This is a genomic window from Leuconostoc suionicum, from assembly GCF_001891125.1.
Classification (GTDB): domain Bacteria; phylum Bacillota; class Bacilli; order Lactobacillales; family Lactobacillaceae; genus Leuconostoc; species Leuconostoc suionicum.
Window position 1 is genome coordinate 81,155 of the sequence record NZ_CP015247.1, and the last position, 12,988, is coordinate 94,142.

At 37.0% G+C, this 12,988-nt stretch carries 11 protein-coding genes and 1 other annotated feature; of the genes, 10 read left to right on the forward strand and 1 reads right to left on the reverse strand.

Annotation, left to right across the window (positions count from 1 at the left end):
* Positions 1-71: 71 nt before the first annotated feature.
* The 7 genes from A6B45_RS00480 (at position 72) to A6B45_RS00510 (ending at position 8,730) form a co-directional block, all read left to right on the forward strand.
* The gene (locus A6B45_RS00480) at positions 72-1,427 is read left to right on the forward strand and encodes a flavocytochrome c (RefSeq protein ID WP_072612890.1); all 1,356 of its coding nucleotides are present in this window, start codon (positions 72-74) and stop codon (positions 1,425-1,427) included.
* Positions 1,428-1,650: 223 nt separating this feature from the next.
* Positions 1,651-2,541, forward strand: coding sequence for an XRE family transcriptional regulator (locus A6B45_RS00485; protein ID WP_072612891.1), 891 nt, complete (start codon positions 1,651-1,653; stop codon positions 2,539-2,541).
* Between the two features lie 96 nt (positions 2,542-2,637).
* Positions 2,638-3,276 (forward strand): hypothetical protein, encoded by a 639-nt coding sequence (locus tag A6B45_RS00490; protein ID WP_227005796.1) that lies wholly within the window; start codon positions 2,638-2,640, stop codon positions 3,274-3,276.
* 209 nt (positions 3,277-3,485) lie between these two features.
* A complete protein-coding gene (locus tag A6B45_RS00495) occupies positions 3,486-5,588 on the forward strand; it encodes an ArnT family glycosyltransferase (RefSeq protein ID WP_072612893.1) in 2,103 nt (700 codons plus the stop codon).
* A gap of 20 nt (positions 5,589-5,608) precedes the next feature.
* Entirely contained in the window at positions 5,609-6,613 is a 1,005-nt protein-coding gene (locus tag A6B45_RS00500) for a glycosyltransferase family 2 protein (RefSeq protein ID WP_072612894.1), read from the forward strand.
* 109 nt (positions 6,614-6,722) lie between these two features.
* On the forward strand, positions 6,723-7,178 hold the full coding sequence (locus A6B45_RS00505; protein ID WP_227005798.1) for a GtrA family protein: 456 nt from the start codon (positions 6,723-6,725) through the stop codon (positions 7,176-7,178).
* A 181-nt stretch (positions 7,179-7,359) separates the two neighbouring features.
* Positions 7,360-8,730: an FAD-dependent oxidoreductase gene (locus tag A6B45_RS00510; protein WP_072612896.1), complete on the forward strand. Its 1,371-nt coding sequence runs from the start codon at positions 7,360-7,362 to the stop codon at positions 8,728-8,730.
* 86 nt (positions 8,731-8,816) lie between these two features.
* On the opposite strand, the gene A6B45_RS00515 is transcribed toward A6B45_RS00510, so the two are convergent.
* Complete coding sequence (locus A6B45_RS00515) at positions 8,817-9,356, reverse strand: YagU family protein (protein WP_072612897.1); 540 nt, start codon at positions 9,354-9,356, stop codon at positions 8,817-8,819.
* Positions 9,357-9,564: 208 nt separating this feature from the next.
* Positions 9,565-9,810: a binding site (T-box leader), on the forward strand.
* 309 nt (positions 9,811-10,119) lie between these two features.
* Between A6B45_RS00515 and A6B45_RS00520 the strand changes: the two genes are divergently transcribed.
* Genes A6B45_RS00520 through solA form a run of 3 tightly spaced genes read left to right on the forward strand, consistent with a single transcriptional unit; the run spans position 10,120 to position 12,970 of the window.
* Positions 10,120-10,896 (forward strand): acetoin reductase, encoded by a 777-nt coding sequence (locus tag A6B45_RS00520; RefSeq protein ID WP_072612898.1) that lies wholly within the window; start codon positions 10,120-10,122, stop codon positions 10,894-10,896.
* Positions 10,897-10,943: 47 nt separating this feature from the next.
* Positions 10,944-11,807, forward strand: a complete 864-nt coding sequence (locus tag A6B45_RS00525; RefSeq protein ID WP_072612899.1) for a MetQ/NlpA family ABC transporter substrate-binding protein — start codon at positions 10,944-10,946, stop codon at positions 11,805-11,807.
* A gap of 35 nt (positions 11,808-11,842) precedes the next feature.
* On the forward strand, positions 11,843-12,970 hold the full coding sequence (gene solA / locus A6B45_RS00530) for an N-methyl-L-tryptophan oxidase (protein WP_072612900.1): 1,128 nt from the start codon (positions 11,843-11,845) through the stop codon (positions 12,968-12,970).
* Positions 12,971-12,988 lie beyond the last annotated feature (18 nt).

Below are 12,988 nucleotides of genomic sequence, written 5' to 3' on the forward strand. Positions count from 1 at the left end.
CTGAATTATAGTAAGATAAAGATATATTTAGTATTAAATATGGTGATTGTCATAAAATGAGGGGAGCAAATATGGTCAAATTTAATTTTTCGTGTACCAATATTGATAATTTGAAAAGTGCATATGATTTTGTAGTTATTGGGTCAGGTGCCGCAGGCATGACTGCGGCTATTCAGGCGCAAGAGTTGGGGCTGGATGTGGTTATATTTGAAAAGTTAAATAACCTAGGGGGTAATTCGATGCGTGCGTCTACTGGCATGAATGCTGTTGAAACGATGACACAATTAAAGTATCAGATAATTGACTCGCAGGAATCATTTTATGAAGAGACACTGAAGGGTGGAAAAGGTAGTAATAATAAGGAATTATTGTCATATTTCGTGAGACATACTGAATCTGCAATTGAATGGTTGTCTCATCATAATATTGAATTAAATGAGATTGTATCGACAGGTGGTATGTCAAAAAAACGCGCTCATCGACCAACCGGTGCCACCGCAATTGGCAGTTATCTTGTAAACGGGCTGCAACAGCAGTTAGTGGAAAAGCACATCCCCGTTTTTAATCAGACAAAAGTCTTATCTTTGGTTAAGAATGATGGTCATATCTCGGGGGTTGAGATTGAGCATCCGCAAGCAGGTAAAAAGATTATTAATGCCAAAGCAGTTCTGATTGCTAGTGGTGGATTCGCACAAAATCGTACCCTGATGTCAGTATATGCTCCTGATTTATTAAGGTTAGGCACAACAAATCATCCTGGTGCGACCGGTGACGGTATTAAACTTGCAACAACAGCAGGTGGCGCACTGGTAGATATGAACAAAGTACAAGTTCACCCAACTGCCCAGCAGGAAACAGATCACGTTTATTTAATAGGTGAGGGGTTACGCGGTGCTGGTGCTATTTTGATCAATCATTCGGGCAAACGTTTTACTAATGAAATGGCTACGCGTGATCAGGTGACTAAGGCCATTGATGACCTACATCAGGATGGAGCGATACTGATATTTGATCAGGGCATTCGCGAAGTATTTAAAGCAGCCGATTTTTATGTTGCCATGCGGTTAGCTGTTTCAGGAAATACAATATGTGAGTTAGCGGAAAAAATAGGTGTAAATCCCAATAACTTGGAAGAAACAGTAAGTAGTTGGAACATTTATCAAGAGACCGTTGAGGATATAGCATTTGGTCGCCAGACAGGCATGGATCGTGGTATTGAGAAGTCGCCTTATTATGCGATTCATATTAAGCCGGCCGTTCATTACACAATGGGCGGAATAAAGATTAATAGTTTAACTGAAGTTTTAAATGAGATAGGTGAGACAGTACCAGGATTATTTGCTGCTGGTGAGGTGACTGGTGGATTACATGGAGACAATCGCATTGGTGGTAATTCAATTTCCGAAACAATTGTTTTTGGCCGATAGGCGGGCAAGCAAGCTGCAAAACATGTTTTGAGTTTGTCATAAATTAAATTTTTGAGAGAAATCTGGAAGGATTATTGGTGAACCAATAGTCTTTTTTGGTATGCAACTACTAGTTGCGACCAGCGCAGCTAAAGGGATACAGAGATATTGTGCTTTTGATGGTCAAGTGAAATCTTTTACGTATAATAAAACCTGTGCACAACAAAGTGAAGAGGATTAAAATATGGAAAATATATTCAGTTATCAGCTCAATATGTTACGGCAAAAGAAAAGTTTATCACAGGAGCTTATTGCTCAAAAGTTATATGTTTCGCGTCAATCCGTTTCAAAATGGGAACGTGGGGATGCTGAACCAGACATTGATAAACTTATCGCGTTAGCGGACATCTTTGGAGTTGATTTAAATTATTTATTGGCCGGACAACAGAGTCCAGAAGAATTATTATTGAAGTTGACGGCCGTTCGAAAAGGCTTTAAAAAACCAGTACTAAATGATGTGAATTTAGAAATTTATGGTAAGGATCGCATTGCATTATTAGGGAGCAATGGTTCGGGTAAGTCCACTATTGTAAATATCATTGCGGGGATGTTGCGGCCAGATGCGGGTCACATCGAAAGATTATTTGATCCCAAAGAGGATTTAAATGTTATGCCTCAAGAAAATGTTTTAATAGAAACGCTTCGATTAGCAGAACATATAGCTCTTTCTGCTGGCATTCATCGTATTTATTCAACGCAGTTTGTTAGTGGGTTATTGCAAAAGTTTCATTTGGAAGAACAAGCTAATGTCAGAATTAGTGATCTATCTGGCGGTCAAAAAAGAAGACTTGCCTTATTATTAAGCGTAATGAGTTCTTCAAAGCTTTTGATTCTAGATGAACCGACAGTTGGCATGGATTTAGAATCTATTGATTTCTTTTGGAATTATATGGATCATGTTGCTGGTAGCGTTTTGACTATTACACATGATTTTAATCAAATTGATCGGTATTTTAATCGTGTTTTGTTATTAAAAGACGGTGTGATTGTACAAGATGAAAAAGTTACGGAAATACATTCTAATAATCAGACGATTGAAGAATGGTACCGCAAGTATAATAATAACGAGGGGTGATGCAGGATGATTACATATATAGAATTAAAGGAAACGTTTCGTAACAGACGATTTATTTTATTTACACTTATTTCACCAGTAATGTGGTACATATTCATGGTTAATATAGCAAAGTCAGCTGGGTTCTTTACTCACCGTTATTCGAGTATTTGGTTTGTTGCTTCTTGCGTAATGGGTATTATGGGCAACTCAGTTGTTACGTTTGGAAAAACCATTAATCGTAGCCAAAATTTTTACTTTTTACAAGCTAAGACCTCACGTTATGGTATAAAAAATTGGGTGTTGGATCAAATGATGATTCAGCTGATTTTAAATGCCCTCATTGCGCTAACTGTAACCATTTGTGGTGTTGTTATGCAGACAATACAATTAGACATTAATTTCATTTTTGAGGTTTTGTTGTGTCAAGTACTGGGAATATATTTTTGTTTAATAGGATTTGCGATGGGCATCATAGCTGATAACAAAGTATTGGATGCGTTATCCTTTCCAATTATGATGGTTTGGGCATTACTGATTATACCTTTTGATACGTGGACCACAGGGAGCTTTGTCACTATTATCAGTGCTGTTCAAAAGTTGTTCCCCGGGTATTATTTATTTACGATAATACAGCATTTGATTGATAGTAGTAGTGTTGGATATAGTTTATTGCGTTTTGTAGCAACGATTGTTATGACTGCTGTCCCTGTAGGTGTATTTACTTACCTCCATATCCGGCGGATGACGAGTTAACCACATTTGATAAATGGGGTTGTGTTTAGATAGAAAATGTTGAGGAAAAATAGAAAGCATAAGATGTATATTCGCATGTTATGCTTTCTATTTTTATGCATTGAGTTAATGTAAAAATGCATTGATTTAATGTTGAATTAATTTTTGTTTAACATACATATATTAATCCACTCTTACAATAAATTTATCTGAATAAGGAGGTAAACGTTTTGCAATTAAGAAAAACGCAAAAAACAGATTGGTATTTAGCTGGTATTTTGATACTAAGTGCCTTTCTGTATGGTTGGGGGATATGGGATGCTGGTAGTGCTAATAGCTACTACACGGCGGCTATTACCTCGATGACCAAAAGTTGGTCGAATTTTTGGTACGGTGCTTTTGATCCAGCAGGATTTATTACTGTTGACAAACCGCCAGTTGCATTATGGCTAATGGCCATATCAGCTAAAATATTTGGTGTACATGGTTGGTCGGTTGTTTTACCAAGTGTTTTGTCGGGTATAGGATCTGTTTACTTAATGTATAAATTATTAGCACCAAAGTTTGGTTTATGGGCCGGACGAATTGGAGCCTTAATTTTGACATTAACGCCAACGGTGGTTGCTAATAGTCGCACGAATAATATGGATGCTATACTGGTATTTTTCTTGCTTTTAGCTGTATATATTTTACAAAAAGCAGTCGCTAAGAGAAATATTTGGCTAGTCATTGTCAGTTTTGGCTTGATTGGTGTCGGCTTTAACATCAAAATGTTACAAGCCTTCATGATTTTACCAGCAATGCTTGTTTATTATTGGGTAGCAATCAAACTACCGTGGAAAAAGAAAATTGCTTGGTTAGTTGTTGGTATGGCTTCCTTATCGATTTTTACAGTAGCTTACCCATTGGCAGTTGACTCTGTTGACCAATCTAATCGACCATATATTGGTAGTTCACAAACGAATTCATTAATGGAACTAGCATTTGGATACAACGGGACTGAAAGATTATTAGGACAATCAACAGGAACTGGCGGTGCTTTCCCTGGCATGGGAAATACTAAAAAATCAACAGGAACTCAAAAAAATAACGGTGCTCCGAGTGGTAAAAAACCGAGCGGGTCAGCGCCAACTGGTAAAATGCCCGGACAGGCACCGACAGGAAAACAAAGTGGTGGTAAAGCTCCAACTGGCACGCCACCAAACCAATCTACAAATAAAAATGCTAAGCAGGCTAAGGGCAAAGCACCTAGTCAGTCCGGAAAAATGGCCAGACAAACACAAGGTGGCCAGGGTGGCGGTAACAGTGCTTTTGCTATTGGATCAGCTGGACCATTTAGACTTTTCCAATCAGATTTGGGTTCACAAATTGGTTGGTATCTGCCACTTGCAATTCTTGGACTTATTGCTGGTTGGTTTGGATTTAGAAAGCGTGGTGCTAAGTGGTACCATGTTTCTGAAGAACAATCCGAGGTTCTTCTCTGGGCGGGATGGTTCGTTCCTGTCTACGGTTTCTTCTCTGTTGCTAGTTTCTTCCATCCATATTATACAATTATGCTAGCCCCTGTGATTGCTGCATTGACAGCAATTGGCGTGGTAGCGGTTGTGAAAATGTCTGCTCAAAGCAATAAAGAATCAATGATTGCACGAATAGTGGTCAGTGTTGCCGTATTAACAACGCTTCTACTTCAAGCGTACTATGTATGGTCATATTACCCAATTATCAGCATCATCTTGATTATTTTAGCAATTGGCTTATCTATCTGGTGGTTACTGCCTAGACAAATCAATAGCAAAATAAAAATTGCCTTGTCGGCAATTAGCATCTTACTAATGGCAGGCTGGTGGTCGTTAACACCAACATTGTCGCATAATTCTGCAGCAATACCAGCCGCCAGTCCTTCTCTGCTAAGTCAAACCGGCAGCAGTGATATGGGCGGGGAAGTCAATAGTCAATTATTGAGCTACACTAAGAAGCATCAAGGCAATGCCAAATATTTATTTGCTACAACAGATTCTAATTCAGCATCTGGATATATTATCAAATCTGGCAAAGCAGTTATGGCTATAGGTGGATATAACGGTACTGATCCAACGATGTCTCTATCCGAGTTTAAGAAGCTAGTCAAGTCGGGACAACTTAAATATTTCGTTATGGGTAATAATAGTAAGACTTCAAGTGGCCAAATTAGTAAAATACTAACTTGGGTTAAAAAGAATGGCACTAAGGTCACATATAGCTCTAGTACATCAAATCAAAGTTCCCCAACGCAACAAATGGGTGGACAATCACAAAGTTCAACGCTATATGATCTATCAAATATATACGAATAAGAAAGGAGAATACTTTAAATATGCTGACAAGATATACAACGCCAAGACTTGGTTTGATTTTACCAGCCTATAATGAGCAGGAAGTTTTGCCCACAACTTTGTCCAAATTGAATACGGTTAAAGCGACTTTGATTCAAAAAAACCTCATTAGCGATGATAGTTTTATTATGGTTGTGGACGATGGCTCTGTAGACAATACATGGGGAATTATTCAAGAAAAAGAACAATTAAATTCTGATTTAATTGGTGTCAAGTTATCTCGTAATTTTGGCCACCAATCGGCATTATTAGCAGGAATGTCAGAGAGTATTAAATTAGCGGACATTGTTATAACACTAGATGCTGACTTGCAAGATAATCCAGATATTATTCAAAAAATGGTGCTTAAATATAAAGCGGGCAATGAAATCGTATATGGGGTCAGATCCAGTAGAAAAACCGATACATGGTTCAAACGTAATACGGCACTAACTTTTTACAAAATTTCATCATTTTTAGGTGTCGAAATGGTGCCAAATCACGCTGACTTTAGATTAATGAGTCGTGTTGCTGTGCTAGCATTACTGCGAATGCCTGAGCGAAATGTTTTTCTACGCGCTATGGTACCGCTAGTTGGATTTCAGTCAGATAAAGTTTTTTATGAACGTGGTGAACGTCAGGCAGGTACATCCAAATATCCACTAAAAAAGATGTTGAATTTTGCTATTGATGGCATTACCAGTTTCAGTGTTCAACCGATTCGTTTATTGTTTAATTTAGGTATTCTTGTCATCAGCATCGCCAGTATTGAAATTGTGTACACAATATTTGAAAAAATGATTGGGAATACAGAAGCAGGTTGGTCATCTTTGATGATTTCCATTTGGTTATTGGGAGGCATTAACTTGATAGCAATATCGATTGTTGGTATTTATATTGGCAAAATATTTACCGAAGTGAAGCATAGGCCTTTATTCCAAATTGAAACTGAAACAGGGCTATTCGTGCAAAAGCTACGTAAAGTTGATGACTATGCCATGAAGTGATCTTCAAGTATAATACAATTGATAAAGATAATGTTTAATAGTAATCAAAGTACTTTTTGGATTTGAATGGAGACGAATTGTTTTGCGTAAATATTTACTTTCTGAAAAAATGAAGTATATTTTCTGGGGTGTGGCAACGACCATAGTATATTTAATCATTCGACTCATTTCCATGAAAATATTTGATGACACAATGCTGCCTGTCCTAATCTCGCAGACACTGACTATTATATTCGCATTTGTTGTTAATAAACTGTTTGTATTTACAACGAAACAAACGAAAAGTGTGTTCGTTCAGTTTGTCAGATTCCTTTGGGGACGGTTATTTGTGGCCGGAATTGACTTCTTTTTAACCTATGTTATGATTGAAAAATATAGCAATATTTTTATTCATATTTTCTTTCTTAATCAGGTAAACTTTAAGTTATTTCCTTTTTCATTGCCAATAGTAAATCAATTTGCTTCAAATAGTACGGAGCTAAATAGTTTCCTAGCAATTATTTTGATACAAGTGATCTCAGTAATTGTAAATTATCTTATTTCAAAATTTATGATTTTTAATTAACACCTTTATCAACCACATGTAGATAAAAGTGATGCCTTTATTTAAGAACAAGCAACTTTAGAACAGCTATTTGATATAGCTGTTTTTTTTTTGTCGAAAAATCAAAACGATTGCTTTTTGTTTAGAATTGTTGTAGTATGTTAGATAGGAAAAGAATAACAATATTAAGGAGGAATTAAGAATGTCAAAAACAAAGATTATTATAGTTGGTGCATCTCACGGGGGACATCAAGCAATTTTAGAACTAACTCGTAAACACAAGAATCTTGACATCAAGTTATTTGAGGTCGGTGATTTTATTTCATTCATGTCTTGCGGCATGGAATTGTATTTAGAAAATAGTGTTACTGATGTTAATGATGTTCGTAATTTCCGTCCTGAAGATATGGAACAGTTGGGCGCAGAAATTTACAATAATCACCAAGTACTAGCAATTAATGCTGATGATAGGACAGTTTCTGTCAAAGACGTCACTACCGGTAGTATTGAGAAATATAGCTATGATAAGCTGATATTAAGTTCAGGCGTGACACCAAATAGTCTACCTGTTCCAGGGAACGATTTAGAAAATGTCTATCTCATGCGCGGTAAAGATTGGGCAACAAGTATAAAAGCCAAGTTAGAAAACCCTGCTGTTAAAAATATCACAATTGTTGGTGCGGGTTACATTGGCGTTGAGGCAGCGGAAGCAAGTATTAAGGCCGGGAAAAACGTTACTTTAATTGATATGATTGACCGCCCTTTGGGCAATTATTTGGATGCGGAATTAACAGCTATTCTGGAAAAGGAATTAGCTGATAAAGGTGTAAAAGTGGTTACTGGCGTTCGCATCGAAAGTTATGAGGGAACTAGTCAAGTAACGGCAGTCAAAACAAATGAGGGGAAGTACCCAAGTGATTTAGTTATTCAAGCCGCTGGGGTTAAGCCAAATACGAATTGGTTGAAAGGTGCGATTGATTTAGACGATCAAGGCTGGATTAAAACTGATGAATATTTACGGACGAATTTACCAGATGTCTATGCTGCGGGAGATGCAGTTCTATCGTATTCAATCCCTGCACAAACTAAAATACCGATTGCACTAGCAACCGTTGTACGGCGTGAAGTCCGTTATATAATCGCACATTTATTTGAAAATCAGCCCTCAGTTCCTTTCAAAGGGGCCGTTGGCTCGTCGGCATTAAGCGTGTTCGATTATCATTTTGCAACGGCTGGATTAAATACCACAACAGCCAAAAAAGCAGGTGCTACTTTGAAGAGTTCCTTCTATCAAGATACCTTACGACCCGACTATGTTCCTCGAGAAAAGGGGAACACCGAAGTTTATGTCGGACTGGACTATGATCCACAGACACATCGTATTTTAGGTGGTGCAGTACTATCGACTTATGATATAACGGCTCAGGGCAATGTCATTGCGCTAGCTATCGAACAAGGGCTTCGTCTGGAAGATTTGGCTGAAGCCGACTTTTTCTTCCAACCAGGATTTGACCGACAATGGAGTCTATTGAACCTAGCGGCACAACATGCACTTGGTGAGCCTAAATTTTAACTAGCTTGTGAATAATGTAAGATTATGCTACAAATAAAAAGAGACGCAACTTTTCGAGTTGCGTCTCCTTTATTTGATAAGTAAAATTATATGTTTTCTAAATGACCATTCTTATCCTTAGCAATTAAGAAGTAGACCGTTACTGCGATCGACCACGCCCAAACGATGTGCCCAAAGAACTCAGAAATATGTTCATCTAAAGGTTGATTCCATGCAGCAGGAATTGTTCCAAATGCAGGCATGATAATAATATGCCAAAGAATCCAAAGGAATATACCATAAGCAGCACCTTGCCACAAAGCTATTTTAGACCAATATTGAGATACAAACACATATAGTATTGCAAATGCAATGGCAAATGAGAAGTGTAGAATCAATGTGAACCAAAATACTTTTTGATCTTGAGAGTAGTAAAAGAATGAATGAACTAGTTTAGATGGAATGCCAAGTTGTTCAGCCATATGTTGTGGTGGATTAGTGGCATTACGAGCTAGTGTACGTGGTGGCAAAATATTTTCCCAACCGATTTTAACCATTCCTGAAATCATTCCTGCAATAAATCCGTAGAAAATACTTTTAACGATGATTTCCTTTAGTGATGCAACTGGTTTATTTAGTGTAAACATGGTGTTTCTCCCTTATGTGAATCATTTAACAACTGTTAATAATACAGGCATTGGAATCGTTTGTCAATTCATTTGATTTCGTGAATATGTTCGATTAATTATGGATATTGCGCAAATTGTGAAATAAAATACATGCAATTAAAAAACAATGAGAATAAAAATAAATGGTTGCAAAATAATTATAAATACTGTAAGGTTATTACAAATAAATGAGACAAAGAAAAGATAAGTAAATTTTAGGGGTAATCAAAGAGAGCTAACATTTGGTGAAAGTTAGTATTACGAATGAATTGAAAATGGTCTTGGAGTCGTTAGTGGTATGAGCATGTTCGTAAATATCGCTCGGGTGCGCCCGTTATCGCGTTAAGGTATCTTTCTTTTGATGTACCTGTCAAGTATAAAGTAGTGATACTTTATAGAATTTGGGTGGTAACACGAGTTTTTCGTCCCATAATCTTTGTGGATAATGCAAAGATTATGGGACTTTTTTATTGTCGTATGTAGAAAAAATAATGGAGAACGGTCTATGACAAACAAAGTAAATAACATCTTATCAGAGTTGAAAGATTTCCAGTGAATTTGTGGATATGTTTGAGTTTAGCGCTGGAAGCAAAATTAACTGGGTTATTTTGGTTAATCATTGGGCTCGTTATTTTAGTATATAAAACGAGTATTTTTTAAAAACCTGTACCTCAGTTTGATTTTTCAGAATAAATTTTCAATGCTAGTAATACAACTTTATGTAAAGAGACAGGAGTAATAAATGTCAAAGAAAGTAGCAATTATTACAGGCAGTGGTAGAGGAATAGGAAAAGCAATTGCTGAGAGACTCGCGACAGAAAATTATTACGTTGCAGTAGTCGATATTGATGAATCTAGTGCTAAATATGTGAGTGATAGTATCAACGCTATGAAGGAAAAGCAAGCCAAATATTATGTTTTAGATGTTGCTGATCGAAAATCAGTTTTTGATTTGGTCGACAAAGTAGTAGCTGATTTTGGTCGTCTAGATGTGTTTGTTAATAACGCAGGGGTTGCCTACATTGATAGTATTATTGATAGTGATCCGAAAAAAGTTGAGCGGTTGTTTGATGTTAATCTTAAGGGAACCTTTTGGGGAATCCAGGCGGCTGCAAAACAGTTGAAAAAGCAAGGGAGTGGTGGAAGGATAATCAATGCTGCGTCACTGGCTGCAGTGGAAGGATCTGCACTACAAGGCGCATATTCGGCTTCCAAATTTGCCATTAGAGGATTAGGTCAATCTGCGGCAAAAGAACTTGCAAAATATAATATCACTGTAAATGCTTACGATCCAGGTATAGTTATTACACCTTTACGTGATTATATTGATCAGCGAACAGCACAAATTAAAGACACAACAGCTGAGATTCAAAGGCAAAGTGTTGTCAATGAAATTGCGTTAGGAAGAGCGGCTTTGCCTGATGATGTAGCCGATGTTGTATCATTTTTGGTTTCACAGCAGGCAAAGTATATTACTGGGCAATCGATTTTAATTGATGGTGGTATGAGATTTCACTGACGTTTTGTAAGTATTTCTAATAAAAAATACAAGAAAGAGAATTTGAGATGGTAAAAAAGAAAACGGTAGTCATAGCAGCTGTTGTGGCAGGAATTGTTATTGTAGCAGGTGTGATTATTCATAGAAACACGGCGCAAACAACCGATAAGACGGAAGTGACTGTCGGATCGATAGGATCAGACGCCCAAATTTGGGAATATATTGCGAAACTACCAGAAACCAAAAAAGAAAATATCACTATCAAGGTTAAGAACTTTACTGATGGGGTTTCACTAAATACAGCGACTGCACAAGGAAAAGTGGATGTTAATGCCTTTCAATCATACGCGTATTTTGTGGCTTATAACAAGAGTAATAGCTCGAACAAGCTGAGTGTTTTAGGGACAACATACCTAGAACCTATGGGCATTTACTCTGAAAAATATGATTCTATTGACGATATTCCAGATGGGTCAACAATTGCTATTGCTAACAATGCAGCTAATACGGCACGTGGATTGAAATTACTAGCAAAAGCTGGATTAATAACATTAAAAGATAATTTTAATAGTCTTTCTGGCGTTAATGATATTAAAAGCAACCCACACAACTTCAAGTTTAAAGAAATTGATGATACAACCGGGCCACGAGTGATTAAAGATAATTCAATTGCCGCTGCACTTATTGGAAATACAATCGCATTGGAAGGCAAACTGAATGTTTTGAAAGATTCACTTTACTACGAAAAAATTAACCAATCAACAAAGGACAATATTAATATTCTAGCCACAGCAGAAAAGAATAAGAATAATGCTAAATTTAAAAAGTTAGTTAAGTTGTATCATAGTAAAGCAGCTCAAAAATATATTAACAAAAAGTTTGATGGTACTAAAATCGAAGTTCAAAAGTCTGTCTCTTATTTAGCTGACTAGTTTATCATTAGAATATTCAAAAGTAAGGAGTCAACATGGCTGAAATTTATGATTTAATTGTTATAGGAACTGGTTCTGTTGGCTCTAGCACTGGCTATTATGCCGCTAAGAGAGGGTTACGTGTTTTGGAAATTGATTCCGCCACACCGCCACATACTAATGGATCACATCATGGCGAAACTAGGATGATTCGTCATGCTTATGGTGAAGGTTCATCTTACGTACCTCTTGTATTGCGTGCGCAAGAACTATGGAACGAATTAAAAAAAGACACACAAGTTGATATATTTCATCAAACAGGGGTGCTGAATATAGCACCTAAGCAATCGAGTTTTTTAAATAATATCATAACTTCTGCTGAAAAATATGAGTTACCGATCGAAGTCTATGATGCTTTTCAAGCCAGAAAAAAGTGGCCACAATTTACAATACCTGATCAATTCAAGGCGGTTTTAGAAAAAAACTCTGGTTATTTGAAATCAGAACTAGCTATTGATACGTATGTTAAAGAAGCTAAACGGTTGGGCGCTCATGAACAATTTAACACGCAGGTCATTTCGGTTGATAATGATGAGAATGGATCTGTTCATGTGACTACAAATGAAGGCATATTTATAGGGAAATCTGCTGTTATAACTGTTGGTACTTGGGTGAAAGATCTGATACCCAACCTGCCCATCCAACCAGTTAGAAAAGTTGTTTCTTGGTTTGAAGCACCAAAACAACTGGCAGAAGAGACGGGGTTTCCAGCATTTACGATTCAGCTCGGTGACGGTACACAATATTACGGTTTTCCAGCCAATAAAGGGCTCATTAAAATAGGTCGACACCAGGGAGGGCAATATATCACGAAGCGAGAAGAACGACTTGATTTTAATGCACTTAAAGAGGATAAAACAGAAATATCATCTTTGTTAAACAGTGTCTTGAAAACTGTGGGTAACTTGGATCATGGTGTGGCCTGCAGCTATGATTTGTCTCCGGACGAGCATTTTATTATTGACGATTTACCAGGAAAGAAAAACATTCAGTTTGTCTCAGGATTAAGTGGCCATGGTTTTAAATTTGCTAGTGTGTTAGGCGAAATATTGGTTGCCAAAGCGTTAAATGAAACATTGGATTTTGACCTTTCACCATTTTTGTTATCACGGTTTAATTCATAAGAAAATATTGAAATGCTT